Origin of the sequence: Rhodoferax sp., from assembly GCF_028689305.1 — a bacterium.
Classification (GTDB): domain Bacteria; phylum Pseudomonadota; class Gammaproteobacteria; order Burkholderiales; family Burkholderiaceae_C; genus Rhodoferax.
Genome location: NZ_JAQTWM010000006.1, coordinates 42,189 through 68,800, shown reverse-complemented (window position 1 = coordinate 68,800; position 26,612 = coordinate 42,189). Strand labels below are relative to the sequence as shown.

Sequence of the window (26,612 nt, the reverse complement as noted above, 5' to 3'; positions counted from 1 at the left end):
ACTGCACGCTGAGCCCTGACGAGAACATCAAAGTCAGCACAACGTTTTTGACGACACTGGATTCTTGGACAGCCATTGAACAGCCAGCATGGCAGGTGCCGCAATCCATATCGACTGTCATCGACTTAGCAAAATCGCCACCGGACTCTGTGCGTTCCGTGGTTTTATGTTGGTGTGTGTGATGGCCAATGTGCTTGCTGGAAACATCGCTTTCGTGCTGACAATAGCGCCCAGTTGCCGCCCACGAGAGCTGCAACGGCATCAATATTGCTAAAAAGACGATCAACCAAAAACGCATCTCAACATTGTAGTAGCTTTAGCGTTAAGAGTTCCGCTCGCATCAAATACCTCTGGTAGATCCTTGCAGGGGTGAATTCTCCAGTTGATTACGTTGCAAGTTCCAATCTAGACTTATTCCGTAGCGCCTCAGCTTTTTCGAGGCCGAGACGGGTTGATCCTCAGATAAGTGTGCCCGAATGATATCGGGCGCTAATCGAGTCAGCAGCGCAATCCGACTCGCTTGTCCCAGATCCATGTCTTCAGCCGCAGCGATTTCCGTCAGCGACCGGTACTTGCCCTCGTCCAGCAGGCGCTGCCAATAATGCGCCAAACCCAATGCCCGGATTAAAGGACTGTCTTTTGCCTGCTTGCGCGCGCTTCGCTCAACGACCGCTTCTAATTGAAAATGCTCGGGTGCATCAATTGGCGTGATCACCTGCTGGCGGACACCTCGCTTGACCAGGGTCCACGGAATGAAGGTTTCCATCTGGACACCGCCTGCTGGCGCTGGAATTTGGTACGTCACCGGTTCCCCTGTCATCACGCCTTTGTTGTTTTTGGCCATGATGTCTGTTACCTGAAATTTTCAATGAGGACTCGCTGGGCCTGCCAGTCCGCTGGAAAGCGATGTCGAAGAAACCACCTCAGGTTAATCCTGCGTGGCTGCTTGCCGCGCATCAGCTGGTCGATGATGTCGGGTGCCAGCAGCGTCAGTCGCAGCGATGCGTTGACAACCGCATAGGTCAGCCCCTCCTTACTGGCGATTTCTGAACCACTTTTCATAGCACCGGTGTCAAGCAAGCCTCTCCAGTAAAACGCTCGCGCCAATGCGGCCAAAAATGTGGTGTTGTGGGCCACCACGTCCGTGCCATCCATTTGCAGAACTCCGCGCCGCTGGATCGCCAAGGGTATGAAGGTTTCCAGATTGCTGTTCATGCAGTTACCTCCATCTCGACCAATTCAGCACCAATGCTCTGTGTTGCGAACTCTTTGATGAGTTCCTTCCAGCCAAGAGAATGCCATTTGATCTTGAGTCCGCCGGTGACCAGGTCAACCCGCTCAATCATCAGTTTGACGATACGAATTCGCTCGACCGGGTACAACTGCTCCCAAACGTCACCCAACCTGTGCATGGCCATGACGGCTTCGTCTTCACTGATCTGAGCACCACTGATTTCGATGGATTTGCAGATGGCAGTGATGGATTCCGGGCTACAGAGCACGGTTTTGATCTGTGCAACGGTTGCGACCTCTATCTCTGCGGCCGGAATTCGCGCATGGGTCTTACCATTGGCTCCGAACTTCATTTCAGATTTGGATACGTAGTAACGGTACTTGCTTTTGCTCTTGCTGGCGTAGGTCGGGTACATGGGCTCACCCGTCTGTCCAAACAGAAGACCGCGCAGCAGCGCATCTGTACTGCCGCGGGTTTGGGTTTCAACTGACCTGCCGTGAGGGTTTCGCGCCAGCACTTCCTGCACCTGCCCCCACAGTCCATGGTCAATGATGGAAGAGTGTGCGCCTGGGAACCAACTGCCCTTGTGGGACAGTTCACCCAGGTAGATTCGATTGCGAAGCAGCTTGAACAGGCATTTTTTGTCCATCCGTACGCCACTGCGCACCTGTCCGTCCTGTGTCGTCCAGGCTTTGGTGGTGATGCCCTCGCTGGCCAGCCCTTCTGCAATGCGCGTTGGAGACCCAATCGTGAGCATCTCACCAAAGATGCGCCGCACCAATTGGGCCTCCGTTTCGTTGACTACCAACAGCCGGTTGACCACGTCATAACCTAGCGGTGGCATCCCGCCCATCCACAGCCCTTTGCGTTTGCTGGCCGCAATCTTGTCGCGGATCCGCTCACCAGTGACTTCGCGCTCGAACTGTGCAAACGACAGCAGCACGTTGAGCATTAGTCGGCCCATGGACGTGGTGGTGTTGAATTGCTGGGTGACGGACACGAATGACACGCCCTGGCGCTCAAACACCTCGACCATTTTGGAGAAGTCAGCCAGGCTGCGGGTAAGCCGGTCAATTTTGTAGACCACAACGATATCGACCAGACCGCGCTCGATGTCAACCATCAGGCGCTTGAGTCCGGGTCGCTCAGTGTTGCCGCCAGAAAAACCTGGGTCGTCGTAGTCGTCAACTACTGGAATCCAGCCCTCAGAGCGTTGGCTGGCAACATAGGATTGGCCTGCCTCTTTCTGCGCATCGATGGAGTTGAATTCCTGATCAAGTCGTTCGTCCGACGAGACGCGGCAATAGACTGCGCACCGCTTGCGTGGTTTGAGTGATGCAATTTGGGAGGTGGCGTTCATGCAGCCTCCTTGCGGTTGGTCTTCAATCCAAAAAACACAGGGCCAGACCAAGGCGTGCCGCAGATGTGGCGGGCCACCGCCGACAGGCTCTTGAACAGTTTGCCCTCGTAGTCAAATTTGCCTTCGGCGGTCACGGTAACTTTATGGTCACGCTCACCCCACTCACGCACCAAGACCGTGCCAGGCATCAGTTCCATGACTGGCGCAATCTGGCGACCTTTGATTTTGGAGTGGCGCATGCCAATGTTGACCAACCTGCGTCGAGTTTCAGCCGACAGGCCACCAAAAGCTGCCTCCTGAATTTTGTAGGCCACTCGCGCTTCGATATAGCTGCGGTTGGTCTTGTCCGGACGGCGCGTAAAGAATCGATCCCACAATGCCCAGAGTTCTGGCATCTGCAAAGTTGGAAGCGCTGCCACTTGGGCAGCCACTGAAGTGGTCGTGTCGTTCACTTGGAACTCCTTGGTTGATAGGGGTTCGTATGAACGCGCTGGTGTCCAGAAAAGCCAAGTCCAACTTGTCTTTCATTTTGATCTGTCGCAGCCTGACCACTGGCATGAGTGCGCATAATGGCTGCGGCCAGAATGGTTGTGATTTCAGATGCGCGCTGGTGCGCTGACAGCTGTTCGGGGGGAGTAAGTTTGATAAGTTTCATGGTTTGCAAAGGGCATTTGAAAGACCCGGAAATCATGATTCAAATCCTCCAAGACGATGGGTAACGTAGGGCAATAGAGGGTAATTGGATGAAGATTTTTGGACTTGCGCTGGCGCTGATCGTGACCTTTGGCCCAGCCGGTGCCGAGGTACTGACCGGCCACGTTGTCGGGTCAATTTGACCGAGTCATATATTGCATGATGGTCATGCATGCGTGCTTTTCGGGATAGATCAGCCCAAAATTCACTGACGTTGATTTTTTCCAGCCTTTGCAAAAAGGCAGCGATTTGCGGTATAGTTGCCAAATTAACTAATCGCGCAACCTAAATACCACCATGAGCTTCGGAGCATTCATTCGACTTCATCGAGAGGCAAAGGGCATGCAAATGAACGACTTTGCCCGTCTGCTCGAGATTTCGCCTGCCTACTGGTCACGCATTGAGCGCGACAGAGAAAATGCGCCTAAAGACGAGCTGATCATCAAGGCCGCAGAAATTCTAGGCGTTAGTGTTGACGATGCATTCATTGAAGCAAGCCGCTTGCCACCGGACTTGCAGACAGAGGTTGGCAATGTCGTGCGGATGTACCGCAAGCAGTCGCAGGCGGAGAAGTGAATGTCCTTGCTAACACTCAACTACCAGCACTGCGACCGCTATTTTCCTGACTACGTCAAGCACACCCAGGTTGCCAATATTGCACTGCAAGCGCGCCAGCAATTGATCAGTGACGACATTGATGCTTTAACGCTCGAGGTACTGGGTGCCATTGACAACATGAAGGTCAACGGCATCCCATACGAGTTATGGGTCGATACCGATCACCCCGTCAAGGATGAGTTGGGCAACGCCGTGTTGGGCGTTTGTGAGTTTGACCCCGGTGCGTCCAAGGATGCGGCACTGCTCTTAGTCACACCAATCGGTGAAATTGCTTCGGCTGAGCTGGTTTTGAGTACCTTTGCCCACGAACTTGGGCATGCGGTTTTCGAAGCACCAGGTTGGATTCATGAGGCAGCCCAAGGTGCTGGCCTTTTTGATGACCCCGCACTCACAGCGCATAAAGCCTATCGCACCTCGACACCAGACGCGGAACATTTGTCCAAAACTGCTCCTGTTGGCAACGCTGCACATGAAACCAGTGTTCGCTTCGCCGAGTTTCGAGCCAACGAATTTATGGGCTCGCTGCTGGTGCCGCGCCAGCACCTGATGCGTGCGGTCGAGGTTTTGGCCGAGCAACACAGCGTGACGATAACCCGTGGTCAATCGATTGATCCAGATTTTCCGGGCCTGGGCATGACGCTGACCGCCAAGAGTTCCTTTGGTTTTGACGGAATGGATCCGTTACTGAAGGCACTGGCCACACGCTTTGGCGTGACACCGAAATTTATCCGTGTTCGCATGAATCGATACGGGCTCCTCAAGCCAGGAGCCAAGAATTATTGATCGTTGAGATCAGTATGCAGCCGCCGACTTCACGTCGGTTTTTTTTGAAAATAACTATTAACCTGTCACGCAATCGCGCATTCATTACTTCAAGGAGCTAACTATGTCAGAAATTGAGCAAAACACCGTTGAAAAACAAACCCTACCAGTTGCGGATATGCAATCACCAAAGAAGGCACGCATCCGCCAGTCAGACGATGGTCCCGATGTTCTCCCCTTCATGGAAAATTTTGTCACCCTGGTGCGCAAGGTAAAGCGACCAGCGCTGATCTTGATTTTGGTCGAGCGCGCCGCTGCCATCACTTTGCCGGAAATGACTGCGCTGGCCGACGCCGCAAAGGGAATGTTGCCGATTCCCGTGCGCAAGGCCCTGTTTCACGTCGTGGCCAAACTCTTGCCAATGCAACATCAGCGCATCGAACGTGCGGCTGAATTGGTGGTACTGCTCGATGATGAATACGGTGCGCAGGCCGTCCAGTCCTTGCTTGAAGAAGATCATGATGGCGACGCGGCGGTGCTGGCTGCACCCACGGACAGGTACAGCCGCGCGCTTTACCTGTACCTCCTTCAGGAATTTCCATCAAGTGGTGTCAAGGCAGAGCACCGTTTTGAGCATGCTGAGCGACTGCAAGTGATGCACCGGCAGTGGAAAAGTGAAAGTTTCTCCAGTCATTACCTTGGCCCAAAAGGCATTGAGCCCAAAGTCGATGCTGATGTGCAAGACGTGCTGCGCACCCGGATTGCAGCCCTTTATCCCAAGGTGAAGGCAGAACAGATTCTGATCGAGCAGTTCACCCGGCGTGACCTTGCGCATGCTGATCGCTGTGTCGGCGCTGACGCAGACGACTCGACACCTGTGCTGTTGCATACGCTGACGGCAACTTTCAATGGGTCGACGGCACATTACAAACAAGTCGCAGATGGTGAAGTGGTTGATCACGAAGAACCTGCCGCCATGTCGGCCATCTTCTCATGGGAGCCAGGCATGGGCGCGCTTGGCGTGTTTTGCGAGGACAAGGAGTCGCGCCGTGATCTGGCTACCATCTTCCGTGATGTCGTGCTGGCCTGCGAGGGAGCGATTAACGACATGCCCATGCGTGAGTTCGATCTTCTGGGTTTTTCCACACACGCCATGCTCAAGCGCCTTGAACAAGATCTCGTCGACGGTGTAGAGAAAATCTCGATTCTGCAAGTCAAGATCGCTCGCCCATTCGAGCAAAGCACCGTCGACGAAGCCAACGGGCGCGTCATTGTCCAGCACCTGTCGAGCACTTCGACGATTGGTAGGGATCGCCGCGATACCCGTCACATTTACCAAGTCGCCTATGACGACTATGGTTTGGATGACCTGACTGGTTACGCACTGTCGCAGGTGAAATTGGTATTCCGAATGGCCAAGCAACCGCACCGCAAAGCCCACAACGTGCCCGTCCAGATTACGTCGCCCAACGGCCTGAATGACAAAAGCAAGACCGAGGCTGACCGAAAGCGCGTCAATGACCAATTGGCGAGGCTCGGTGTCCTGTGTGAGTTCTGAGAATCTCGCCATGTCGGCACATTTGGACTATTTCAACACCATTGAGCGGGTACGTAGCGTCAAAACGCGCGTGACCGCCACCACCTTTGGCCACCACCGCAGCGAATTTCTTCGCCGCCGGTGGGTGGTTGAGGATGGCCACTTGACCCATTTGTTGGTGCCCTTTCACGATTCGGAGGAAGAGGTCGAAGCCGATATTGATGAGAACGCTGGCGTGTTTCGATACCGAAGTCCCCAGCAGCGATCTCGAATCGTCACGCGACCGCTGTCAGAGATCGTGCTCCACACGTTTCGCATTGATACGTGGCTCACTGATTTGTGCAATCTGGTAGCCATAGAGCCACGGCAGTTATCGCCACAGCGTACCCGGGTATCAGACCACCTCTGGCATCTTGGCAATGTACGAATCGCTGGCACCCACGATTTCGCGCCTGTGTTTGTCGGACGTTTGTGGGAACGCGCGCCAGCATCAGAAACGACACCTGTACTGTGCGATTCGATCTGGCCGCGCGGTGGCGTACTTCTACGGAACCGAACGAGCAGCGACAAATTGCCTCGTGATCATGTCATGCGCAGCCTCAGCGACTTCATCCGTCTGGAAGCCGGACAGGACGTTTTCGACGCGAGCGCCTTCGACCGGGTGTTGCGTGGATTCGTGACTGCCAGTAGAGACGATGAACCTGAACAGTTCTTACAGGGCTTACGGGTGAAGCTGCCTCATTTCGAAAAATCAAGACTGGTCAGCGAAATCCGTGCCGCCATCCTCAAATTCATGTGGGGCGTTGAAGGCAAGACACCGCCTGCGATGAAGTGGGCTGAGGTCAATTTCAATTTGGATTGCGGCTACCGCTCGTTCGACGAAGCATTTGGCGACAAGGCCACACGAGAGGAATTCCTCATTTTGGCAAAGGCTGGCGGTCACTACCAAGTTCGACGCAATTAGAAACATGTAGGTTTTACCGTATGTCGGCCCGTACACAGGCCGTAAGTCCATGCGGAAACTTCGATGTGCCCATTTCATTAAGGAGGCACATCGAAATGCAAAACCAATTCCCATCAGTTGAATCCGGTCGGTCACACCGCCACAACAGTCGAGCCGGTGCCTTGCGCATCGCCATAGACGAAAACGAGCTTTCCCAGCGCTGGGGCCTTTCCGTGAAGACCCTGCGTCGCTGGAGACAAGAAAAATTGGGCCCTATCTTTTGCAAGATGGGTGCCCGGGTCACCTATCTCATCTCTGAGATCGAAGCCTACGAGCGCCGCGTGTCGCGTCACTCCACTTTCACATCGGTTTACCAATGAAAGGGGACGCGACCATGACCAATCTCACCCTCTACCCAGCCGACATCGCCGAGATGTCCGTGTCACAAATCGCCCGGCTTTCACCACTGCAAAAGCATGAAGTCAGCAAAAACCTGATCGAAGCAAGCGCATTTCTAAAAAAGCAATTGGCGAAGCTGGATGCCGCATTGGAGCAGGAATATTCAGCAAAAGCAAAAGCTGCATTACTGGAATCCGGTCGTGATTTTGGCACCGCTCACATCAATGACGGTCCATTGCGCATCAAGTTTGATCTTCCAAAAAAAGTCACATGGGATCAAAAGCAACTCGGCGACATCGCTGAGCGTGTGGCTGCATCTGGCGACCAGGTCAAAAGCTACATCGACATCAAGTTGTCAGTGTCTGAGTCCCGTTACACCAACTGGCCACCGGCGTTGCAGCAGCAGTTTGCCGCTGCGCGCACCGTGGACGCTGGAAAACCGTCCTTCACGTTGACGCTTGACGAGGAGGTCCAGTGATGGAGCAGTTGAAATTTCACCCAGTCAGTGAGATTTTCCCGAGCATGCCACCGGCAGAGTTCGATGCGCTGGTGGCCGACATCACGGCCAACGGTCTGCGCGAGCCGATCCACATCATGGGAGACAGCGTCGTTGATGGTCGTCACCGGTACCGCGCCTGCTTGCAAGCAGGTGTTGAGCCACAGTTCGTCGTGGTGCCGGATGGAACTGACCTGAATGCCTTGGTCATCAGCCTGAATCTGCGGCGCAGGCATCTCAATGAAAGTCAGCGGTCGATGGTCGCTGCCAGGCTGGAAACGCGAGATCTCGGGCGACCTCATAAAAATGCAAATTTGCATCATTTACCAATCAGTCGAGCCCACGTTTCAGAACTGCTCAACGTCAGTACGCGATCAGTAGCCAACGCAGCCAAGGTATTGCAAGACGGTGCGCCTGAACTGATTGACGCAATTGAACGCGGTGCTGTCGCCGTCTCGACTGGCGCTGATTTGGCGCGACTCCCTCTTGACACCCAACGCGAAGCGCTTGCACGCACACCCCAGGAAATTCGCGCCATTGCCCAGGATGTGGGCAACCGCATCCAGAGCGCTGGTGTGGTCGGCCAGTCTGCTGTGCGCATCTTCGATGAGGTTGCCCAGGAGACCGGACTTGATGGTGCGCAGCAACTCGCTGTAGTTCAAGTCCTCAAGGATCAGGCAATTCCGCTGCCAACGCCGATGGAGGCAAAGCGCATCGCGTCCGAGGGTGCCAAAGGTCTGCTGGTACTCGGCAGTGATGGCTGCTACCACACAGCACCCGGCGACCCCGATGAAAACGCACGCATGCAGCAATGGCTGAACTTGCGCGAGGGGCTTGAGCCTCTGGCCAAGCTGAAGTTTTCAGCAAACGAGGCATTTGCGTCCATTCCTCCCTACCAGCAGAAAAACGTCACCGACTGGCTTTCCAGCGCCGTGCCTTACCTCAATCAACTCAATTCACTTTGGAGCCAAGCCCATGCGTAATCCAACCCTCACCCATCTGCGCGAAGCGGTACGCAATGAAATCACACAGTCCTTTGATTGTTTTGGTTTTGCCAAACCGCGTGACATCGCAAAACTGGTCTGCACAGCGAATCCCGAGAGCATTGCCGCCATTGGCGCTCAGTTGGCAGAAAACGCCATCACCGATGTGGCTCGCCGTGAACTCAAAAACAGCACCAAAAGCTGTGAGTCAAGCATGCAAATGCTACTCCCAGGTGTGCCTGAAGTGATGGCACGTCTGCTTCCACCGGCCATCAGCATCCCCAGCGAGGACGACTCGAATGAAGAGGGTGTCGTCTATAAGCCTCTGGCCAAGGTCACCTTTGGCGAGCTGGGCGCGCACTTGGACATGCTGACAAGCCAGATTCGGGCCGACATCAGTCGCCACCGTGCTCTGACCGAACTCCATGACATGGCTCTGGCCATGGGTGCCATTAGCGACAGTTGTGTTTTTGATGTCCTTGGTGCATCAGAGCACGTTGAAGCGGAGGTGGCTTAAATGGCACTCCCCATCATCACTGCTGACCAACGCCGCGCGCAGCGCCGTGGGGTCAAGATCGTCATTCTGGGTGTAAGTGGCATCGGTAAAACGACCCAACTGAAATCGCTCGACACCCACTCCACCTTGTTTATTGACCTAGAGGCGGGTGACCTGTCGGTTTCCACCTGGGATGGCGACTGCCTGCGGCCGCGCACCTGGCCAGAGTTTCGCGATCTGGTGGTCTATCTGGCAGGGCCCAACCCGGCGCTGCCCGAACAGTCACCGTTCTCAACGGCGCACTTTGACCATGTCTGCTCGGTTTATGGCGACCCAGCCAGCCTGGACAAGTACCAGACCTACTTCTGCGACTCCATCACGGCGCTCTCGCGGCTTTGCTTTAACTGGGCCAAGAGCCAGCCAGCGGCATTTTCTGACCGAACGGGCAAGCCGGATTCGCGAGGCGCATATGGTTTGCTGGGCCAGGAAATGGTCACCGCCTTGACCCATTTGCAGCACGCCCGTGGCAAGAACGTGGTGTTCGTGGCCATCCTCGACTGCAAGACCGACGACTTCGGCCGCAAGGTGTTTGTTCCTCAGATTGAGGGCAGTGCCACCGCATTGCAACTCCCGGGCATCGTGGACGAGGTGGTGACCTTGGCTGAAATCAAGGCTGATGACGGTAGCTCGTACCGGGCATTTGTCACCCAGACGATCAACCCGTATTCGTTTCCCGCAAAAGACCGCAGCGGTCGTCTTGATCTGCTGGAGCCGCCCGACTTGGGTGCGCTCATCGCCAAGTGCGCTGGCACTGGCACCCCTGCACAGAACCCACAAGCCTCAACCCCCACTGATTTCAAGGAGTAATTCAAATGAACGACAACAACACCAATGTCTGGTCCGACTTTAACGACGCAGAAGCACAGCAGTCGGGTTTCAACCTGATCCCCAAGGGTGCGCTCGTGCCGGTGCTAATGACTCTCAAACCCGGTGGCCACTACGACGCCAATCAAGGCTGGTCGGATGGTTACCCCACCCAGTCACCCAAGACGGGTGCGGTCTATCTGGCTGCCGAGTTTGTCATCACCGGTGGCGAATATGCCAAACGCAAGATGTGGTCGAACATCGGGCTGTACTCGCCCAAGGGTCCAACCTGGACGCAGATGGGCAGAACCTTCGTGCGCGCCGCTTTGAACAGTGCCAGAAACGTCTTGCCGCAGGACAACAGCCCTCAGGCTACCGCCGCTCGGCGCATCCAAGGCTTTGTTGACCTCGACGGTCTGGAGTTCGTGGTGCGCGTGGACATCGAAAAAGATGACCGTGGTGACGACCGCAACGTCGTCAAGACGGCAGTGGAGCCCGACCACCCGGACTACGCGCGCACCATGGGTGTGCCTTCCAAGTTGGCTCCAAGCACCAACGCGCCAGCCAATTCAGCACCCCAAGCCCCTGCTGCTCAAAGCGCAGCACCGGCACACCAAGCGCCAGCACCGCAGCGCGCGCCTGTCTCCGGCAAACCCGCATGGGCGCAGTAAGGAGCGCCAGCCATGAATGCCTCTTTACCCACGGCGCAGGCCTACCACCCAGGCTGCTTCAGTGACGCGTCGCAGTACCAGCAGTGGCGCACCTACGCCATCAAGACCCGTGCTGGTGACAGCGACTACTGCACTGACTGCACGCGTGCCTATCAGCACCAGATGATCAAGCAGTGCCGCTGTACCCATGCCAAAACCCGCTTCTTTGTTGACTGCGACGGTTATACCGAGGGTCGTCGCCCGGTCAGTGAACGTCTTGTCAATTGCAAGAAGAAAGGCAGGCGATGAAATGCTGGGTCTGCTCACGTCAAGCCCGGGGGTACGGTCATACCGACACCCGGCATCGCACCGGACAGGCCCAGCGATATCCGCTGGACTGGGTCTTTTGTTCCGAACGCTGTCAAAAAGCGTTTCACGCCATGTATGGCAACTGGGTCAGATTGAAGGACGACCTCGTCGACTCCAAGGGGGTAGCCATGGTAAATCTCTCTGAAGTTGAACAAAACGCCATGGTTAAGTGCCTCAAGGCCTTCGGCGAAGCAGCCGGGGCTATCGGGTTCACCAAACCACTTGGTGACTATTCTGAATCCGAGGCTTTGAAGGTGATCGACTCCATCGTGACCTGTTTTACGCAGGCCATGGTGGAGCACCATGAAAAGTCCAAGTACCCACCTGTGCGTGGTCTGCCAGAGGTTGCTGACCCAATGGCTAATCCGTTTGCCGACATGGAAAACGACCTGCCTTGGGAGGACGCCAAATGATGGACTTCAACTCATCATCAAGCGTCAGTGGCCAGATCAGCACTCTGATCGATCTGGGTCTGCAAAAGACCCGTTCCAAGGAGAAATCCCGCCAGTACCTGGGCGCGTCTCGTCTGGGGGTGTCGTGCGAGCGCGCCCTGCAATACGAGTACGCCCAAGCGCCGGTGGACCCGGGGCGCGAGACGCAGGGGCGGATTCTGCGCATTTTTGAGCGTGGCCACGTCAACGAGGACAGCATGGTCGCGTGGCTGCGCGCCGCCGGTTTCGATCTGCGCACGCACAAGCCGAACGGCGAGCAGTTTGGGTTTTCAACGGCTGACGGTCGCTTGCAGGGGCACATTGATGGTGTCTTTGTCGGCGGGCCTGAAGGGTATTCCTATCCGGCGCTTTGGGAAAACAAGTGCCTGGGCTCCAAATCCTGGCGTGATCTTGAGAAAAACAAGCTCGCGGTCTCCAAGCCGGTCTACGCCGCGCAAGTGGCCATTTACCAGGCCTACCTGGAGTTGCATGACAACCCGGCCATCTTCACGGCGGTCAACGCCGACACCATGGACATCTACGCCGAGTTAGTGCCGTTCGATGCGGCACTGGCCCAGCGCATGTCCGACCGGGGCGTGAAGGTCATTACCGCCACTGAGGCAGGTGAACTGCTACCTCGCGCCTATCTCGATGCCACTCACTTTGAATGCAAGTTTTGCGCGTGGCAAGACCGCTGCTGGAGGACAACCCAATGAACACAAAAAACCAAGAATTCCAAATGGATGCCGAACCCATGATCGATGCCAAGCAGGCTGCGTGCGCGCTGAGACTGCCCCTGTACTGGTTTGGTGACCCCAAGATGCGAGCCAAACACCGCATTCCGCATTACCTGTTGGGCGGCTTGGTTCGCTTTCGCATGAATGAACTGAAGAGTTGGGCTGCCAACAGCAGTACCGCTGGCGACTCCGACACGCAGGCAGACCAGTCGGAGGGTGCCAGCCATGATGGACTTTAACGATGTGACACCGGCACAGACACCTTCCAGCGATGGCAACCGCGAAGAGATTCGCGCCAGCTTGTTGTCGAGACTTGAGTCGGTACTGAAGGACATGTTTCCTGCTGGCAAGGTCAAACGCGGCAAGTTTCTGGTGGGCGACATCCTGGGCAGCCCTGGTGACAGTCTGGAAATTGTGGTCACCGGCGACAAAGCTGGGTTGTGGACAGATCGTGCGACTGGTCAGGGCGGCGACATCTTCGACCTGATTTCCGGACACCTGTCGCTCAACGTCCATACTGACTTTGCCAAGGTTCTGGGCTTTGCGGCACAACTGGTCGGCAAGGCTCCACCAGAGGCAACGCGCAAACGCAAGGCAGAGCCCGCCATGGATGAACTGGGCCCAGCAACGGCCAAATGGGAGTATCACGATGGCGAAGGCAAGTTGATCGCCATCGTGTACCGCTATGACCCACCTGGGCAGAAAAAGGAATTCCGGCCCTGGGATGTCAAACGCAAGAAGGCTACACCGCCTGATCCACGGCCACTGTACAACCAGCCGGGCATGCTCAAGTCAGATCGGGTGGTAGTGGTCGAGGGAGAAAAGTGCGCCAAAGCGCTGATCGATGCGGGCATCTGCGCCACCACCGCCATGCATGGAGCCAATGCGCCGGTCGAAAAAACCGACTGGTCACCGCTGGCGGGCAAGACGGTGTTGCTCTGGCCCGACAAAGACAAGCCGGGCTGGGAATACGCAGATCGTGCCGCGCAGGCGATGTTGGCCGCTGGAGCCAAGACCTGCCATATTCTGTACCCGCCAGAGGCTGCGGCCGAGGGGTGGGATGCAGCAGATGCTCAAGCCGAGGGCTTCGATGTTGCAGGCTTCATTGCTCATGGCCCGCGAATGCAGATGTATTTGGTGGCCGATGGTCCGGAATCGGCAACCACCGGCAGTGCGACCGAAGAGGCTGTTTGGGGCACGGAAGATGCCCTGGCACTGTCGTTCACCCGCCGTTATCACAACGATTGGCGCTACGTTGCAGGATGGGGCAAGTGGCTGGTATGGGACGGCCTGCGCTGGCGCGCTGAAGACACATTGGCTGCCAGCGACTTGATTCGGCATGTGTGTCGGCACGCATCGCTCAATGCGAGCAACCCCAGGATAGCTGCCAAATTGGCAGCATCAAGCACCATCGGTGGCGTTGAGAGGCTAGCACGCGCTGACCGTCGCCATGCGGCGACCACTGATGAGTGGGATGCAGATCCCTGGTTGCTCAACACCCCGGGTGGTGTCGTCGATCTGAAGAGTGGGCGGTTGCGAGACCATGATCGATGCGACCGCATGACCAAGATCACCACGGCCACCCCTCGTGGCGAGTGTCCGACCTGGCGGCAATTCATCCATGAGGTCACTGGGGGCGATGTGGAAATGCAGACCTATCTGCAACGCATGGTGGGCTATGCCCTGACCGGGTCAACACGGGAGCACGCACTGTTCTTTCTGTACGGCACCGGTGCCAACGGCAAGTCAGTGTTCGTCAACACCCTGGCCGACATTCTGGGCGACTACGCCACCAATGCGCCGATGGACACGTTCATGGAAACCCGTACCGACCGCCATCCGACCGATATGGCCGGTCTGCGTGGGGCACGCTTCGTAGCTGCCATCGAGACTGAACAGGGTCGCCGCTGGGCGGAATCAAAGGTCAAAAACCTCACTGGTGGCGACAAGATCGCTGCGCGCTTCATGCGCCAGGACTTCTTTGAGTTCTTCCCGCAGTTCAAGTTGTTCGTTGCGGGCAACCACAAGCCTGCCATTCGCAATATCGACGAAGCCATGAAGCGGCGCTTGCACCTCATCCCCTTCACCATCACCGTGCCGCCAGAAAAGCGTGACAAACACCTCCAGCAAAAACTCCTGGCCGAGCGTGACGGAATCCTTGCCTGGGCGCTGGAGGGCTGTTTGGCATGGCAAAGACTGGGTCGGCTTGATCGTCCACAACAGGTCACGGATGCCACTGATGAGTATTTCGAAGCCGAGGATGCGCTGGGACGCTGGCTTGATGAACGTTGCGTGGCTGTGGACAGTGCCAAGTCACTGACCGCAGAGTTGTTCAACGACTGGAAGACCTGGGCAGAAGCGGCTGGCGAATTCATCGGTGCGCAACGCAGGTTTTCTGATTTGCTGATCACCCGTGGTTATGAGAAATGGCGCAACGGTTCCGGTGTGCGTGGCTTCAAGGGCATCGGTTTGAAGTCACCACCCAGCGCCAGCTACACCCCCTACGCAGACAACTGACCCCATGAAAAACCCTCGGTCTGACGCAGTCGTCACAGTCCCTCGTTAACTCTCACACGTGAGGTGACCCGCACCTTATGGAAAGTAACGACATGCTGCGACGACTGCGTCAGACCCACCCTGAAATGACACAAATCATGAACAACACAATCCTTGCCCTTGACCTGGGCACCACCACTGGCTGGGCACTGCGACCTCAGAACGGCCAAACCGCGCACGGCTTTGTCAGCTTCAAGTCCCAGCGCTTCGAGGGCGGTGGCATGCGCTTCCTGCGCTTCAAACACTGGTTGGCTGAAATCAAAACAATGACGGGCGAGATTAACGCTGTGTACTTCGAGGAGGTACGCCGCCACGTTGGCGTGGATGCAGCCCACGTTTATGGCGGCTTGATGGCTACTCTCACCACCTGGTGCGAGCACCACCGCATCCCGTATCAGGGCGTGCCCGTGGGCACGATCAAGAAGCACGCCACTGGCAAAGGCAACGCAGGCAAGGCCGAAGTCATTGCCGCCATGCGTGCCCTTGGTCACCCCGTCACTGACGACAACGAAGCCGATGCCCTGGCCATCCTGCACTGGGCACTCGACAACAACAAAGACGATCTGGCGGTGTGACATGAAGGTTCCCACCCACCACTACCAATGCCCCCTTGGTCGATTGCAGCCAACCGTCACAGACCTGGACAGCGTCAAGCAACGCGGCTGGCGTGATCAGAACATCCTGGTGGTCAACGCTGAAGACAAGCGGCTGGACTACCTCGAGCGTGAACTGGTACGACGCATCGGCGAGCGTTTGTATGGCACACCAAGGACACGTCATGGCTGAGCGCAACACACCTTGGACACCTGATGACGTGGCCAACCGCTTCGAGGACGCTGCGGTCACGGCAAGGCGACTGCCCTCGGCCAATGTGCAGGGCTACTTCAACGCGTGGCCCACCATCGTGCGTTGCCAGTGGGAGATGCTGGCAACCGATGAGCGTGTGGTCTGTCGCTTCCCTCCATCACCGAAGGACGTGGAGGACATGCTTGAGGTCATGCTCTGGGTGCAGTGGCTTGAGGTTGAGCAGCGTCATCTGGTCTGGATGCGGGCCAAGCGGTACGGCTGGCGTGACATCTGCACGCGCTTTGCCATTGGACGCTCGACTGCTTGGCGGCATTGGAATCAGGCCATGGCGTTGATGGCAGAAAAGCTCAATGACAGCCGCAAAAAGTGACTCGGCAAGCCCCAATAGCCCGACAAATCGTCTGAGCTATTGGGTCACGTAGGGTAATGCTTTGGCACTCAGTCCTTTGATTTGGAGTTTGTCCCTTTTGCCTGCAAATTGGTGTGAAACAACCAGAGCGTTTTTCGGTATATTTACGGCTATGGATGGAGAAAACCGCTAGTGATCAGTTGGAAATTAGCCACTGAGCCCCAGGTAAAAGGGGTCCTTCTTTCAGAAAATCCTATGCGGGGGGCAACAGCGCAAGACCCGCCCACCGACAGACTGCAAACCAGAGTTTGCAGGGGTTTGCACCAGCGGCAGGTTTGCACCCTGCGTGCCAAAGGGGGGGAATTCAATTCACACCCTTTGCATGAGTCAACGCCGCACAGCAAGCGATGACCTCCAGTATTTGGATGCCATCTGCTTTTTAGATCGTTAGCAATCTGACCTGTATTTTTTAGCCTGACTTTTCCTGAACCCGCCCTCAGCAACATCTGGCGGCGGGTTCTTTCGTTCAACTCCAGCGCTTGAGATGGCGCACCTCGCGGCCCGTCATAGGTTTCACAGACCTGTGCGGGCCGCACTTTTTTGGAAACATCAAACCCGTGAATCCACTCAACGTTGAGTACCGCAAGGTTGACGCGCTGATCCCGTTTGCCCGCAACCCTCGCACCCACAGCGAGGAACAGGTGGCCAAGATCGCCGCCAGCATCGCCGAGTTTGGCTGGACAAATCCGGTGCTGGTCGACGGTGTCAGCGGCGTGATCGCCGGGCACGGTCGTCTGGCTGCTGCCCGCAAATTGGGCCTGACGGAAGTGCCGGTCATCGAACTGGGACACCTGTCGCCCACCCAAAAGCGCGCCTATGTGATCGCTGACAACCGCCTGTCACTCGATGCCGGGTGGGACGAAGAGATGCTGGCCCTCGAACTCACCGAACTGTGTGAGTCCGGTTACGACCTTGCGCTCACTGGTTTTGAGGATGCCGAGATCGAAGCCATGATGGCCGAACACATTGATGGCGAGACCGGCGACGACCCGGCAGGCGATGACAAATCCGACGATGCCCCAGACGCAGGTGACGAAGTTCCAGACGCGCCAGTCAATCGGGTATCGCGAACTGGTGATGTCTGGCAGCTTGGCGCACACCGTCTGATCTGTGGTGATGCCGGTGACCCGGCGGTGATCGCTGCTTTGATGCAATCTGAAAAGGCTGCGCTGTGTTTCACGTCGCCGCCCTACGGTACCCAGCGCGACTACACCGACACGATTGTTGATTGGGATGCGCTGATGCGGTCGGTCTTTGCCAACCTACCGATGGCTGCCACCGGTCAGGTGCTGGTCAACCTGGGGCTGATCCACCGCGAGCAGGAAGTTGTCCCGTACTGGGACAGCTGGCTGTCATGGATGCGCCAGCAGGGGTGGCGGCGCTTTGGCTGGTACGTTTGGGATCAGGGCCCGGGCCTGCCGGGCGACTGGAGTGGACGCTTTGCGCCAGCGTTCGAGTTCGTGTTTCACTTCAACCGCAAGGACTCCGAGGTGCGCAGGCCCAACAAAAATGTGCCCTGCATCTACGCCGGGCGTGACACCCACTTGCGTGGTGACGGCACCAGCGCCGGTGGCATGCGCAACAAGGATGGCAGCAAAACCTCGTGGAACCACGTCGGCACGCTTACCCAAGATACCAAGATTGCCGACTCGGTCATTCGCATCATGCGCCACAAAGGCAAGATCGGGCAAGACATCGATCACCCGGCAGTGTTCCCGGTGGCGCTGCCCCAGTTCGTGATGGAAGCCTACTCGGACAGTGGCTACATCGTGTTCGAGCCCTTTTGCGGCAGCGGCACGACGATGCTGGCCGCGCAGCGCAGCGGTCGCCAGTGCCGACTGGTGGAGATCGCACCGCAGTACGTGGACGTTGCCGTCATTCGCTTCCAACAAAACTTCCCTGATGTGCCGGTGACGCTTGCAGCGACCGGCCAGACCTTCAAGGCGGTCGCAGCAGAGCGACTCGTGCCAGCAACCCCAACAATTGAATCCGCAGAGGTAAATCCATGACCGCATCCTGGCTGGCCAACAAAATTGAGCAGTGGCCAACCGCCAAACTGCTGCCCTACGCCAGAAATGCCCGCACCCATTCGGAAGAGCAAGTGGCGCAAATCGCTGCGTCCATCGTCGAGTTTGGCTTTACCAACCCCATTCTGGCTGGCAGTGACGGCATCATCGTGGCTGGCCACGGCAGATTGACTGCGGCACAGAAACTCGGACTGGAAGTCGTGCCGGTGGTCGTGCTCGACCATCTGACACCCACCCAGCGCCGCGCGCTGATCATTGCAGACAACCGCATTGCTGAAAACGCAGGCTGGGACGATGCGATGCTGAGGGTGGAACTCGATGCATTGCGCGATGACGATTTCGATTTGTCGCTGACCGGCTTTGATGCCGACGCGCTGGCCGACCTGTTCGAGGGCGAGGAAGGCGACACGGGCCAAACCGGTGACGATGAGGTACCCGAGTCGCAAGATGCAGTTATCTCGCGCCCTGGCGACGTTTGGCTGCTTGGTGGCCACCGTGTGCTGTGTGGCGATGCCACCGATGCCAAGAGTTATGAGGTGCTGCTGCAAGGCAATGACGTGGACATGACGGTCACCGACCCGCCGTACAACGTCAACTATGCCAACAGCGCCAAGGACAAGATGCGCGGTAAAGACCGTGCCATCCTCAACGACAACCTGGGCGACGGCTTTTATGACTTCCTGCTGGCAGCCCTCACACCCATCATGGCCAACTGCACCGGCGCGGTCTACGTGGCCATGTCGTCAAGTGAACTCGACGTGCTGCAAGCAGCGTTTCGCGAGGCTGGTGGTAAGTGGTCGACTTTCATTATCTGGGCCAAGAACACCTTCACCATGGGGCGTTCTGACTACCAGCGCCAGTACGAACCGATTCTGTACGGCTGGCCCGAGGGTGGTAAGCACCACTGGTGTGGTGACCGTGACCAGAGTGACGTGTGGCAGATCAAAAAGCCCCACAAGAACGATTTGCACCCGACGATGAAGCCAGTTGAGCTGGTGGAGCGCGCCATTCGCAACTCCAGCAAGCCGGGTGACGTGGTGCTCGACCCCTTTGGCGGATCCGGCACGACCCTGATCGCCGCAGAAAAGTCAGGCCGCACAGCGCGTCTGATGGAACTTGATCCGAAGTATGTCGACGTGATTGTCCGGCGCTGGCAGGACTGGACCGGAAAACTTGCCACTCGCGAGTGCGATGGCGTTGGCTTCAACGATTTGGCCGGAGTTGTCGGTGGTGATACTGGCGAAGCTGGCCAGGAAGATCAGGGCCAATCGTGATGCAGTCGCGTTGGATGTCCCTGGTGGAGTCGGTGGCCAACGTGCTGGTGGGCTACATCGTGGCGGTCACCACTCAGCATTTGGTGTTCCCGCTGTTTGGACTGCATGCGACCTTGTCGCAGAACCTGATGATCGGATTGATCTTTACGGGTGTGTCGCTGGTGCGTAGCTACTTGCTTCGCCGGGCGTTTGAGGCCCGGCGAGTGCGTCAGGCAAAAAGCTCGTCGTCGATGGCGGCTTGCACCACAAACCCGGTCAAGTAAGCAATGCCGCGAGGGATGCCTGTCTCCTTGGCGGTTATGCGCCCAATCGTCCAGCCCATCCATTTGGCAGTGGCTTTGTCAATCGCGTCCTTGAGGTTGCAACCCACAAAAAGTCCGTTTTGGACATCGTCTGCAAAGTGGCGACCGTGGCGGCTGTCCAGGAAGGCTCTGACTTGTTCAGGTTCCCACCCTGTGGCGGCGGCAATCGCTGTGGAGGCGATGGGCCAGGCTGTTGTGGCGTGCTCGTTCATGGTTCCCCAAAAGCCCCAGTCTTCGTTCTTGGTGGCGAGGGTTTGTGTTGCGTTGGTCATGTCGTTCTTCCGTTTGGTGTGTTGCGATGCCTCTAGTAACGCGCTGTTTGATTGAGAAGCCAAGTCAATTCCGATCATTTTTGAATCTATTTGACGGGCCAGTTTGCTGGCCCGCTGGTGTCAGGTTTTTACCTTGTCCCAATCAGAGTGAGATGTAATTTGGACCCAATCGTGCGGCTGCTTTTCAAGCTTTTCCTTAAAGTCCATCGCATCGCAAACATCGGTGCAGGTCAGCAAATACTCGTCGTTTACAAAGATTTGGTAGCCAACAGTGCGTTGGGAGGCAAGTTCTTCGGTGGTGGAGATGCGTTTGACGGTGACTTGGCTCATGGTGCTTGTACTTTCGGGGTGGTTGTTGCGACACCCGTAGTAACGCGCTGTTTGATGGAGAAGCCAAGTCAATTTGGCTTCCTTTTTCAATCAGTTTTCTTATCCGAGACGCGCCACATACCGGGCGTAATCGCCGCCTTCGGGGTTGATGTAAAGGTAGGGGCGACCCGGTGCGCAGACCTCGACGCACAAAGTGCCTTCGCGTGTTGTGCCACCCCGACCATTGAGCCAGGTGCGTGAACGCAGCAGGTTGGCGGCAAACTCGTCAAATTCTGTGGTGCTCATCTCGTGGGTTTCTGTGACCAGCACTTTGGAAGGTGTCCCGCCGCCGAGTTCGCTCAGGTCGCAAGGCTTGCGGGCAAAGGGCAAGGAGACACTCAACTCCTCGGTTTGGAGGGTGGCGGTGCCAAGTTGGACGGTGCGCGGTGTGCGCTCGATGGTGATGGTCATGGTGGTCATTGCGTTTTTCCTAAAGGTTCGTCGTCAATCGCGACACCTCTATGAAGACGCTGTTCGCTTGAGAAGCCAAGTCAATTCGCATCATTTTTTGAATCAATGTGGGTGCGCAAATTTGCGCACCCTTGACCGCCGATTGCGATTCAAGCCAGGGCTTTTTCTGCCAGGGCGTAGGCGTGTTCCTTCATTTTTGCGCCCGGGCCAAACCATGCGGCGTTGAGCCGGTTGTCCTGGATGCGCCCCTTTTCGTGATCGAGGTACTGGGTGGTGGCGTGCAGCAAACCCCAAAGCGTGCCGTCGATGGCATCTTGGCCGCTACCAAGTTGCTCGCCGTTGAACAACTCGGTGATGCGCTGGTAGCCTTTGGACTTGCGCACCTGCTCGGGGCTGTAGTCCTGACCGTAGGGCATGAAAGGCTCAAACAACTCAAGCAGCCAGTTGTCAACCTCGGTGTCGTTGATTTTGCGCGTGGCCATCAACCCGGCTTGCATCTTGAAGCCTTCCCAGGAGTTCAGTGCGATGCCAAGATCGGCGCGCACGCTGGCCGGATCGAAGATGGCTTGGTGCGAGATGGTGACCTGCGTCTGCCCAGCATCGTTTTTGAGACTGGCCTGCAAGGTGTTGTTGCACACCACCCGAACCGTGGTGAATTTGGCCAGGGTCGCCATGGATCCGTCAAAGCTGGTGGCCAGCAATAAAAAGGGTGCCACCTCGTCGTCCAGGATGCGGGCGTTCTCGCCGACACGGGCCAATGCCCAAATGCGCCGCCCTTCCTTCAGAGAGCCGACCGTCTCGATTTGGAAACCGCCAGACTGGGCCAACTCACCAAAAAAGCCCAGGATGTCGGCGGGCTGCACGGTGCGGTAGTCGGCGGACACCACCGACAAAGGCAATCCGGTGTCGCTGCGATACAAGACATGCTTTTCTGCAAAGGTCTGGGGTCTTTGAGTGACCTCGTTTTGGTAGCTGACTGGTGCGCGCAGTGCCTGCCAGTCAAGGCCTGCTGCTTTGCGCCAGGTTTGTGTGTCGGCGCTGGGGTCGACGGTCTGGCCAAGGCCATGCCATGGTTTGTCGCTGCCGCTGGCGTATGCAAAACCGGCTTGGCCGGTGGAGAAATCGAGTTCGTGTGCCATGGTAAAAATGCTCCTGTGTGGGTTGATGGTGTTGGTAGTAACGCGCTGTTTGTGAGGGAAGCCAAGCTAAATCGGCTTCTCTTTGAATCTATTTTTTAGGCTGCTGCGCGGTAGGTGCGCACGCCACCTTGGGTTTTGTCTGATGTGATGGTCATGCCCAGTTTTTTCTTGAAGGCTCCGGCAAAGGTGCCGCGCACGGTGTGGGCTTGCCAGCCGGTTGCCTCGCAGATCTGGGCGATGGTGGCACCCTCGGCGCGCTGAAGCATCCCGATGATGGTTGCCTGCTTGCTGTGTTCGCGGGTTCGGATGGCCTTCGTAATGGGTTGTTCGGCAGGCGCTGCCGCTGGCAAGGGCTGGCCATGTGTCGCGTCGATTTCAGTTGCTGGTGCATCTGTGCCAGCCAGGCGTTCGTCGCAACCCGTGGCGATTTCGCCTTGGTCTGCTTGGGGCTCAGTTTTAACTGATACGCCTTGTTCGTCACCCGACTCTGATGGCGCTGGTTGGTCTGCAACCGCCTCCTGCGACCAGGTTGCCTCAACCTGCGTAACGATTGCATCCAGTTCGTGATCGTCTTGGTCAATCATGCAAACCGTGGGTCGGGCACAGCCCATGGCATCAAAACCCTCGGCTGCGACTAGCCAGTCTGACCCATGTGGTGTGATCAAGGCGCGATTGAAAAGTCCTTGCAGAACTTTTTGGCGCGCGCCGCCTTTGATGTTTTCTGGAAACCAGTCAATGCGGCCATCGGTGTGATGGATGGCATGGGCCAGCATGCTTTGTTGGGTGGCGGTCAATGAAATGGTGCTCATTTGGGGCTCCTTCGTGGTGGTTGTTAAGACGATGTGATGAACGCGCTGTTGGCAAGACAAGCCAAGCCTTTTCTGCTTGGCTTGTCGTGATTTGTTTATGTGTTGCCAATCTCCGACTCAGTCGGTTTTGGCATGGATGCACCCAACTCAACCCCGGCTTTAAAGGCTGCTTCCAGGGCGCTGCGCACACCCCAGACTGACACGTCATGGAAGTCAAGGCGGTCTGAGTTGCGCGTTTCAAGGGTCTCGATAAAGAGGTGCTTCTCAGCAATCAGGGCAAAAATCTGGTCGATGGTGTTTTTCATTTCTAACTCCGTTTGGTTTGTTGCGATGCCTCTAGTAAGACGCTGTGTGCTTCAGAAGCCAAGTCAATTTCGAACATTTTTTGATTCATTTTTTGGAGGTAGTCGCTTCCATCTGACGCTGCTCTGATTGCCTGTGCGCCGCCAGTTTGGTTGGCGGCGCTTTGTTTTGATCAGGACTCGTCGTCCTCGCCATCTGCACCTTCCATCTCTGCGATGGTGTCGTCCATGTCAACCATGGAGCCACCCAAGTAACTGTGGTTTTTGGTGATGGCCATGCGGGCGTGTGCCAGCCAATAGCTCTCTGCGCGTTCGCGGGTGATGCTTGGGGCTGTGCGAAGAAGTTCTTTGGCGCGGTCAAGCAAGTCGATCAATTCAAGCTGGATGTCGCGAAGTTGCTCGGCCACTTGCGTGGTGGATGGGGCTGCTGCGTTATTCATGATGTGCGTCCTTTTGGTTGGGTTTTGTCGCGTTGAGCAGGTTTGCTGCAACACCTCTATGAAGACGCTGTTTGCTTGTGAAGCCAAGTCAATTCGCATCATTTTTTCGAATCTTTTGAATCACCATTTGCTTTAAAGCCACTCCCCAATTTCCGGGCAAATTCGCTGGAAGTTGCTTGAAAACAATCATGCAAATTTGCATCTTTTTTTGCCCGCATCCGAGGCCCGGCAGACCTTGCAATGAAGAACACACGCACCACTCATGGGACTATCGATTCGCGCCTACGCCCGTCATCGCGGGGTCACCGACACCGCCGTACACAAGGCCATCCGTAGCGGTCGCATCAATGCGCTGGCTGACGGCACGATTGATCCTGATCAGGCAGATGCCCAGTGGGAGCGCAACACCAGTGCGCCCAAGACGGGAACACAACGAGCGACCGTCAAGGTCAAGGTACCGGAGGTCGATGGCGACGGTGGTGGTAATAGAGGTGGTGGTGGCACTGCAACTAACACTGGTTCTGGCGGTGCAGGCGGTGCTGGTGGAACCTCGCTCTTACAAGCTCGTACCGTCAACGAGGTGGTCAAGGCGCAGACCAACAAGGTGCGTCTGGCCAGGCTCAAGGGTGAACTCATTGATCGGCCGCAGGCTATTGCCCATGTGTTCAAGCTTGCGCGTAGCGAGCGAGATGCCTGGCTGAACTGGCCCGCACGGGTTTCTGCCCAGATGGCAGCCAAATTGGAATTGGATGCACACACCATGCATGTGGCGCTGGAGAACGCGGTGCGCGAGCACTTGCAGGAATTGGGCAACTTACAGGCAAGCGTTGACTGATGAGCACCGAAATCGAAACCGATCACTACGACGGCGCAAGCGAAATTGAGCGAGCCTGGCGTGATGGCCTGACCCCAGACCCACTGCTGTCCGTTTCCGAGTGGTCAGATCAGCACCGCATGCTCTCCAGCAAAGCCTCTGCCGAGCCCGGTCGCTGGCGCACCAGCCGCACGCCGTACCTGAAGGAGATCATGGATTGCCTCTCCCCATCGTCGCCAGTGGAGCGGGTGGTGTTTATGAAGGCTGCGCAACTGGGTGCCACCGAAATGGGTTCGAACTGGATTGGCTACGTGATTCACCATGCGCCCGGGCCCATGATGGCGGTCTGGCCGACGGTGGACATGGCCAAACGTAACTCCAAGCAGCGCATTGACCCCTTGATTGAGGAGTCCGCTGCATTGCGTGAATTGATATCACCGGCTCGGTCGCGCGACTCGGGCAACACCATTCTGGCCAAGGAGTTCAGGGGTGGCGTGTTGGTGATGACCGGTGCCAACAGCGCGGTGGGCTTACGTTCCATGCCTGTGCGCTATTTGTTCCTGGACGAGGTGGACGGGTATCCACTGGATGTGGAAGGCGAAGGTGATGCAATTTCGCTGGCCGAAGCCCGCACGCGCACATTCACCCGGCGCAAGATATTTATCGTGTCGACCCCGACCATCTCGGGTGTGTCGGCCATCGAGCGCGAATATGAGGCATCCGATCAGCGGCGCTACTTTGTGCCCTGTCCGCACTGCGACCACCGCCAGTGGCTGCGCTTTGAGAACCTGCGCTGGGAAAAAGCCAAACCCGAGACCGCAGCCTATGTCTGCGAGTCTTGTGAACAGCCAATTGCTGAGCACCACAAGACGCGCATGTTGGAGCTGGGCCAATGGCGCAGCATGATCGCGCAAGAGTCTGCAAAGAGCAGCAAAGGTCGCAAAAAGACAGCCGGTTTTCACCTCTCCAGCCTATACAGTCCGGTCGGCTGGCGTAGCTGGCGCGATGTGGCTGCCGCCTGGGAGAGCGCGGTCAGCAAGGAATCCGGTTCCGCTGCTGCCATCAAGACCTTCAAAAACACCGAACTGGGCGAGACCTGGCTCGAGGAAGGCGAAGCACCTGACTGGCAGCGACTCATTGAGCGCCGCGAAGATTACCGAATCGGAAGCATTGCACTGGGTGGCTTGCTGTTGGTGGCCGGTGCGGACGTGCAGAAAGACCGGATTGAGGTGTCGATCTGGGCATTCGGTCGGGGCAAGGAGTCCTGGCTTGTGGAGCACCGCGTGCTAATGGGTGACACAGCACGCGATGTCGTCTGGAAACGGTTGTCAGAGTTACTGGCCGAGCGCTGGACGCATGCCAGTGGTGTGTTGATGCCATTAACCAGGCTGGCGCTGGACACCGGCTTTGCCACCCAGGAGACTTATGCGTTCGCGCGCAGCTGCCATGACCCGCGACTGATGCCCGTCAAAGGGGTGCGCAGCGGTGCGATGGGTGGTGCGGCCTTGATTGGCACGCCCACTGCGGTGGATGTGACACAAGGTGGGAAGAAGCTACGCCGAGGCATCAAGCTGTACTCGGTGGCGGTGGGCATGGCCAAGATGGAGTTCTACAACAACCTGCGCAAAGCAGCAGATGTGGGCTCTGACGGCAGCACACCGATCTATCCGGCTGGATTTGTTCATTTGCCCAAAGTGGATGCCGAATTTGTGCAGCAGTTGTGCGCTGAAAGTTTGATCACCCGCCACGACCGTAACGGCTTCGCCCACCGAGAGTGGCAAAAGATGCGCGAGCGCAACGAAGCCCTGGACTGCTACGTTTACGCCCGGGCTGCCGCGTCAAGTGTCGGTCTGGACCGCTTCGAGGAGCGCCATTGGCGCGAGTTAGAAAAACAACTCGGGCTGGCTCGGCCACCCGATCCGGAGGTGAATGTCACCTCATCAAATTTGTCCACAGATGTCATTGATGCCAGCCCAACCAACCCCGGTCGCGCTGGCATCAGTGCTTCTGGACAGCCCAAATTCAGTCGACGCGTGATCCGCAGTCCCTGGCTCAAACGCTAGGGGCCGAGGTCATTCATTGGCTGTCTAACCCTGGCACTTCGGTGCC

General features: G+C 57.0%; 35 protein-coding genes and 1 pseudogene. 23 read left to right on the top strand and 13 right to left on the bottom strand.

Annotated features, from left to right (window positions below):
* From PHW99_RS02630 to PHW99_RS02605, 6 genes and pseudogenes are all read right to left on the bottom strand, one after another.
* Positions 1-298: pseudogene (locus PHW99_RS02630) on the bottom strand (hypothetical protein); the annotation flags it as partial.
* A gap of 42 nt (positions 299-340) precedes the next feature.
* Positions 341-844: a LacI family transcriptional regulator gene (locus tag PHW99_RS02625; protein ID WP_300173533.1), complete on the bottom strand. Its 504-nt coding sequence runs from the start codon at positions 842-844 to the stop codon at positions 341-343.
* A gap of 8 nt (positions 845-852) precedes the next feature.
* A complete protein-coding gene (locus tag PHW99_RS02620) occupies positions 853-1,215 on the bottom strand; it encodes a site-specific recombinase resolvase (protein WP_300173532.1) in 363 nt (120 codons plus the stop codon).
* Entirely contained in the window at positions 1,212-2,594 is a 1,383-nt protein-coding gene (locus PHW99_RS02615) for a recombinase family protein (RefSeq protein WP_300173531.1), read from the bottom strand. The genes PHW99_RS02620 and PHW99_RS02615 overlap by 4 nt, the downstream gene beginning before the upstream one ends.
* Entirely contained in the window at positions 2,591-3,046 is a 456-nt protein-coding gene (locus tag PHW99_RS02610) for a DUF2924 domain-containing protein (protein ID WP_300173530.1), read from the bottom strand. The genes PHW99_RS02615 and PHW99_RS02610 overlap by 4 nt, the downstream gene beginning before the upstream one ends.
* Positions 3,043-3,249, bottom strand: a complete 207-nt coding sequence (locus PHW99_RS02605; RefSeq protein WP_300173529.1) for a hypothetical protein — start codon at positions 3,247-3,249, stop codon at positions 3,043-3,045. The genes PHW99_RS02610 and PHW99_RS02605 overlap by 4 nt, the downstream gene beginning before the upstream one ends.
* 335 nt (positions 3,250-3,584) lie before the next feature.
* Here PHW99_RS02605 and PHW99_RS02600 point away from each other — a divergent pair, with 335 nt between their 5' ends.
* The 21 genes from PHW99_RS02600 (at position 3,585) to PHW99_RS02500 (ending at position 19,908) form a co-directional block, all read left to right on the top strand.
* Positions 3,585-3,863, top strand: a complete 279-nt coding sequence (locus PHW99_RS02600) for a helix-turn-helix transcriptional regulator (RefSeq protein ID WP_300116026.1) — start codon at positions 3,585-3,587, stop codon at positions 3,861-3,863.
* The gene (locus PHW99_RS02595) at positions 3,864-4,688 is read left to right on the top strand and encodes a hypothetical protein (RefSeq protein WP_300173528.1); all 825 of its coding nucleotides are present in this window, start codon (positions 3,864-3,866) and stop codon (positions 4,686-4,688) included.
* Between the two features lie 103 nt (positions 4,689-4,791).
* Positions 4,792-6,225 carry a hypothetical protein gene (locus PHW99_RS02590; protein WP_300173527.1) on the top strand — a complete coding sequence of 478 codons (1,434 nt, stop codon included), beginning with the start codon at positions 4,792-4,794 and terminating at the stop codon, positions 6,223-6,225.
* Between the two features lie 10 nt (positions 6,226-6,235).
* Positions 6,236-7,168 carry a hypothetical protein gene (locus PHW99_RS02585; RefSeq protein ID WP_300173526.1) on the top strand — a complete coding sequence of 311 codons (933 nt, stop codon included), beginning with the start codon at positions 6,236-6,238 and terminating at the stop codon, positions 7,166-7,168.
* Between the two features lie 95 nt (positions 7,169-7,263).
* Entirely contained in the window at positions 7,264-7,527 is a 264-nt protein-coding gene (locus PHW99_RS02580; protein WP_300173525.1) for a DNA-binding protein, read from the top strand.
* 14 nt (positions 7,528-7,541) lie between these two features.
* Entirely contained in the window at positions 7,542-8,024 is a 483-nt protein-coding gene (locus tag PHW99_RS02575; protein WP_300173524.1) for a hypothetical protein, read from the top strand.
* Positions 8,024-9,025 (top strand): ParB/RepB/Spo0J family partition protein, encoded by a 1,002-nt coding sequence (locus tag PHW99_RS02570; RefSeq protein WP_300173523.1) that lies wholly within the window; start codon positions 8,024-8,026, stop codon positions 9,023-9,025. Before PHW99_RS02575 ends, PHW99_RS02570 begins: the two co-directional genes overlap by 1 nt.
* Positions 9,018-9,542, top strand: a complete 525-nt coding sequence (locus PHW99_RS02565; protein ID WP_300173522.1) for a hypothetical protein — start codon at positions 9,018-9,020, stop codon at positions 9,540-9,542. Before PHW99_RS02570 ends, PHW99_RS02565 begins: the two co-directional genes overlap by 8 nt.
* Positions 9,543-10,388: an ATP-binding protein gene (locus PHW99_RS02560; RefSeq protein WP_300173521.1), complete on the top strand. Its 846-nt coding sequence runs from the start codon at positions 9,543-9,545 to the stop codon at positions 10,386-10,388. It begins immediately after the preceding gene.
* Positions 10,389-10,393: 5 nt separating this feature from the next.
* Positions 10,394-11,056 (top strand): hypothetical protein, encoded by a 663-nt coding sequence (locus PHW99_RS02555; RefSeq protein WP_300173520.1) that lies wholly within the window; start codon positions 10,394-10,396, stop codon positions 11,054-11,056.
* Positions 11,057-11,068: 12 nt separating this feature from the next.
* A complete protein-coding gene (locus PHW99_RS02550) occupies positions 11,069-11,344 on the top strand; it encodes a hypothetical protein (RefSeq protein ID WP_300173518.1) in 276 nt (91 codons plus the stop codon).
* On the top strand, positions 11,341-11,817 hold the full coding sequence (locus PHW99_RS02545) for a DUF6511 domain-containing protein (protein WP_300173516.1): 477 nt from the start codon (positions 11,341-11,343) through the stop codon (positions 11,815-11,817). The genes PHW99_RS02550 and PHW99_RS02545 overlap by 4 nt, the downstream gene beginning before the upstream one ends.
* A complete protein-coding gene (locus tag PHW99_RS02540; RefSeq protein WP_300173515.1) occupies positions 11,814-12,551 on the top strand; it encodes a hypothetical protein in 738 nt (245 codons plus the stop codon). The genes PHW99_RS02545 and PHW99_RS02540 overlap by 4 nt, the downstream gene beginning before the upstream one ends.
* On the top strand, positions 12,548-12,811 hold the full coding sequence (locus tag PHW99_RS02535; protein ID WP_300173514.1) for a hypothetical protein: 264 nt from the start codon (positions 12,548-12,550) through the stop codon (positions 12,809-12,811). Before PHW99_RS02540 ends, PHW99_RS02535 begins: the two co-directional genes overlap by 4 nt.
* A complete protein-coding gene (locus PHW99_RS02530; RefSeq protein ID WP_300173512.1) occupies positions 12,798-15,089 on the top strand; it encodes a phage/plasmid primase, P4 family in 2,292 nt (763 codons plus the stop codon). Before PHW99_RS02535 ends, PHW99_RS02530 begins: the two co-directional genes overlap by 14 nt.
* A gap of 137 nt (positions 15,090-15,226) precedes the next feature.
* Positions 15,227-15,703, top strand: coding sequence for a hypothetical protein (locus PHW99_RS02525; protein WP_300173510.1), 477 nt, complete (start codon positions 15,227-15,229; stop codon positions 15,701-15,703).
* Position 15,704: 1 nt separating this feature from the next.
* The gene (locus PHW99_RS02520; protein ID WP_296532148.1) at positions 15,705-15,914 is read left to right on the top strand and encodes a hypothetical protein; all 210 of its coding nucleotides are present in this window, start codon (positions 15,705-15,707) and stop codon (positions 15,912-15,914) included.
* Entirely contained in the window at positions 15,907-16,305 is a 399-nt protein-coding gene (locus PHW99_RS02515) for a DUF6362 family protein (protein WP_300173508.1), read from the top strand. The genes PHW99_RS02520 and PHW99_RS02515 overlap by 8 nt, the downstream gene beginning before the upstream one ends.
* A gap of 596 nt (positions 16,306-16,901) precedes the next feature.
* Positions 16,902-18,353, top strand: a complete 1,452-nt coding sequence (locus tag PHW99_RS02510) for a site-specific DNA-methyltransferase (protein WP_300173506.1) — start codon at positions 16,902-16,904, stop codon at positions 18,351-18,353.
* Positions 18,350-19,645: a site-specific DNA-methyltransferase gene (locus PHW99_RS02505; protein ID WP_300173504.1), complete on the top strand. Its 1,296-nt coding sequence runs from the start codon at positions 18,350-18,352 to the stop codon at positions 19,643-19,645. The genes PHW99_RS02510 and PHW99_RS02505 overlap by 4 nt, the downstream gene beginning before the upstream one ends.
* A complete protein-coding gene (locus PHW99_RS02500; protein ID WP_300173502.1) occupies positions 19,642-19,908 on the top strand; it encodes a hypothetical protein in 267 nt (88 codons plus the stop codon). Before PHW99_RS02505 ends, PHW99_RS02500 begins: the two co-directional genes overlap by 4 nt.
* Here the strand turns inward: PHW99_RS02500 and PHW99_RS02495 are convergent.
* From PHW99_RS02495 to PHW99_RS02465, 7 genes are all read right to left on the bottom strand, one after another.
* The gene (locus tag PHW99_RS02495) at positions 19,854-20,219 is read right to left on the bottom strand and encodes a hypothetical protein (protein ID WP_300173535.1); all 366 of its coding nucleotides are present in this window, start codon (positions 20,217-20,219) and stop codon (positions 19,854-19,856) included. The two genes, PHW99_RS02500 and PHW99_RS02495, sit on opposite strands and share 55 nt — an antisense overlap.
* 120 nt (positions 20,220-20,339) lie before the next feature.
* Positions 20,340-20,549, bottom strand: a complete 210-nt coding sequence (locus PHW99_RS02490; protein WP_300173500.1) for a hypothetical protein — start codon at positions 20,547-20,549, stop codon at positions 20,340-20,342.
* 99 nt (positions 20,550-20,648) lie between these two features.
* A complete protein-coding gene (locus PHW99_RS02485) occupies positions 20,649-21,008 on the bottom strand; it encodes a hypothetical protein (protein ID WP_300173498.1) in 360 nt (119 codons plus the stop codon).
* Positions 21,009-21,148: 140 nt separating this feature from the next.
* Positions 21,149-22,138, bottom strand: coding sequence for a DUF932 domain-containing protein (locus PHW99_RS02480; RefSeq protein WP_300173496.1), 990 nt, complete (start codon positions 22,136-22,138; stop codon positions 21,149-21,151).
* Positions 22,139-22,233: 95 nt separating this feature from the next.
* Positions 22,234-22,947, bottom strand: a complete 714-nt coding sequence (locus PHW99_RS02475) for a DUF3489 domain-containing protein (protein WP_300173494.1) — start codon at positions 22,945-22,947, stop codon at positions 22,234-22,236.
* 95 nt (positions 22,948-23,042) lie between these two features.
* On the bottom strand, positions 23,043-23,252 hold the full coding sequence (locus tag PHW99_RS02470; RefSeq protein WP_300173492.1) for a hypothetical protein: 210 nt from the start codon (positions 23,250-23,252) through the stop codon (positions 23,043-23,045).
* 170 nt (positions 23,253-23,422) lie between these two features.
* Entirely contained in the window at positions 23,423-23,689 is a 267-nt protein-coding gene (locus tag PHW99_RS02465; RefSeq protein ID WP_300173490.1) for a hypothetical protein, read from the bottom strand.
* 262 nt (positions 23,690-23,951) lie between these two features.
* Here PHW99_RS02465 and PHW99_RS02460 point away from each other — a divergent pair, with 262 nt between their 5' ends.
* Positions 23,952-24,524 carry an elements of external origin gene (locus tag PHW99_RS02460; protein WP_300173488.1) on the top strand — a complete coding sequence of 191 codons (573 nt, stop codon included), beginning with the start codon at positions 23,952-23,954 and terminating at the stop codon, positions 24,522-24,524.
* Positions 24,524-26,566 carry a phage terminase large subunit family protein gene (locus PHW99_RS02455; RefSeq protein ID WP_300173486.1) on the top strand — a complete coding sequence of 681 codons (2,043 nt, stop codon included), beginning with the start codon at positions 24,524-24,526 and terminating at the stop codon, positions 26,564-26,566. The genes PHW99_RS02460 and PHW99_RS02455 overlap by 1 nt, the downstream gene beginning before the upstream one ends.
* Positions 26,567-26,612: the final 46 nt, after the last annotated feature.

Bases quoted from the DNA above. Each gene is read 5' to 3' on its own strand.
- PHW99_RS02625 (WP_300173533.1), bottom strand. From the start codon at position 844: ATGGCCAAAAACAACAAAGGCGTGATGACAGGGGAACCGGTGACGTAC.
- PHW99_RS02620 (WP_300173532.1), bottom strand. From the start codon at position 1,215: ATGAACAGCAATCTGGAAACCTTCATACCCTTGGCGATCCAGCGGCGC.
- PHW99_RS02615 (WP_300173531.1), bottom strand. From the start codon at position 2,594: ATGAACGCCACCTCCCAAATTGCATCACTCAAACCACGCAAGCGGTGC.
- PHW99_RS02605 (WP_300173529.1), bottom strand. From the start codon at position 3,249: ATGAAACTTATCAAACTTACTCCCCCCGAACAGCTGTCAGCGCACCAG.
- PHW99_RS02600 (WP_300116026.1), top strand. From the start codon at position 3,585: ATGAGCTTCGGAGCATTCATTCGACTTCATCGAGAGGCAAAGGGCATG.
- PHW99_RS02595 (WP_300173528.1), top strand. From the start codon at position 3,864: ATGTCCTTGCTAACACTCAACTACCAGCACTGCGACCGCTATTTTCCT.
- PHW99_RS02590 (WP_300173527.1), top strand. From the start codon at position 4,792: ATGTCAGAAATTGAGCAAAACACCGTTGAAAAACAAACCCTACCAGTT.
- PHW99_RS02585 (WP_300173526.1), top strand. From the start codon at position 6,236: ATGTCGGCACATTTGGACTATTTCAACACCATTGAGCGGGTACGTAGC.
- PHW99_RS02580 (WP_300173525.1), top strand. From the start codon at position 7,264: ATGCAAAACCAATTCCCATCAGTTGAATCCGGTCGGTCACACCGCCAC.
- PHW99_RS02575 (WP_300173524.1), top strand. From the start codon at position 7,542: ATGACCAATCTCACCCTCTACCCAGCCGACATCGCCGAGATGTCCGTG.
- PHW99_RS02570 (WP_300173523.1), top strand. From the start codon at position 8,024: ATGGAGCAGTTGAAATTTCACCCAGTCAGTGAGATTTTCCCGAGCATG.
- PHW99_RS02565 (WP_300173522.1), top strand. From the start codon at position 9,018: ATGCGTAATCCAACCCTCACCCATCTGCGCGAAGCGGTACGCAATGAA.
- PHW99_RS02560 (WP_300173521.1), top strand. From the start codon at position 9,543: ATGGCACTCCCCATCATCACTGCTGACCAACGCCGCGCGCAGCGCCGT.
- PHW99_RS02555 (WP_300173520.1), top strand. From the start codon at position 10,394: ATGAACGACAACAACACCAATGTCTGGTCCGACTTTAACGACGCAGAA.
- PHW99_RS02550 (WP_300173518.1), top strand. From the start codon at position 11,069: ATGAATGCCTCTTTACCCACGGCGCAGGCCTACCACCCAGGCTGCTTC.
- PHW99_RS02545 (WP_300173516.1), top strand. From the start codon at position 11,341: ATGAAATGCTGGGTCTGCTCACGTCAAGCCCGGGGGTACGGTCATACC.
- PHW99_RS02540 (WP_300173515.1), top strand. From the start codon at position 11,814: ATGATGGACTTCAACTCATCATCAAGCGTCAGTGGCCAGATCAGCACT.
- PHW99_RS02535 (WP_300173514.1), top strand. From the start codon at position 12,548: ATGAACACAAAAAACCAAGAATTCCAAATGGATGCCGAACCCATGATC.
- PHW99_RS02530 (WP_300173512.1), top strand. From the start codon at position 12,798: ATGATGGACTTTAACGATGTGACACCGGCACAGACACCTTCCAGCGAT.
- PHW99_RS02525 (WP_300173510.1), top strand. From the start codon at position 15,227: ATGAACAACACAATCCTTGCCCTTGACCTGGGCACCACCACTGGCTGG.
- PHW99_RS02520 (WP_296532148.1), top strand. From the start codon at position 15,705: ATGAAGGTTCCCACCCACCACTACCAATGCCCCCTTGGTCGATTGCAG.
- PHW99_RS02515 (WP_300173508.1), top strand. From the start codon at position 15,907: ATGGCTGAGCGCAACACACCTTGGACACCTGATGACGTGGCCAACCGC.
- PHW99_RS02505 (WP_300173504.1), top strand. From the start codon at position 18,350: ATGACCGCATCCTGGCTGGCCAACAAAATTGAGCAGTGGCCAACCGCC.
- PHW99_RS02495 (WP_300173535.1), bottom strand. From the start codon at position 20,219: ATGACCAACGCAACACAAACCCTCGCCACCAAGAACGAAGACTGGGGC.
- PHW99_RS02490 (WP_300173500.1), bottom strand. From the start codon at position 20,549: ATGAGCCAAGTCACCGTCAAACGCATCTCCACCACCGAAGAACTTGCC.
- PHW99_RS02485 (WP_300173498.1), bottom strand. From the start codon at position 21,008: ATGACCACCATGACCATCACCATCGAGCGCACACCGCGCACCGTCCAA.
- PHW99_RS02480 (WP_300173496.1), bottom strand. From the start codon at position 22,138: ATGGCACACGAACTCGATTTCTCCACCGGCCAAGCCGGTTTTGCATAC.
- PHW99_RS02475 (WP_300173494.1), bottom strand. From the start codon at position 22,947: ATGAGCACCATTTCATTGACCGCCACCCAACAAAGCATGCTGGCCCAT.
- PHW99_RS02470 (WP_300173492.1), bottom strand. From the start codon at position 23,252: ATGAAAAACACCATCGACCAGATTTTTGCCCTGATTGCTGAGAAGCAC.
- PHW99_RS02465 (WP_300173490.1), bottom strand. From the start codon at position 23,689: ATGAATAACGCAGCAGCCCCATCCACCACGCAAGTGGCCGAGCAACTT.
- PHW99_RS02460 (WP_300173488.1), top strand. From the start codon at position 23,952: ATGGGACTATCGATTCGCGCCTACGCCCGTCATCGCGGGGTCACCGAC.
- PHW99_RS02455 (WP_300173486.1), top strand. From the start codon at position 24,524: ATGAGCACCGAAATCGAAACCGATCACTACGACGGCGCAAGCGAAATT.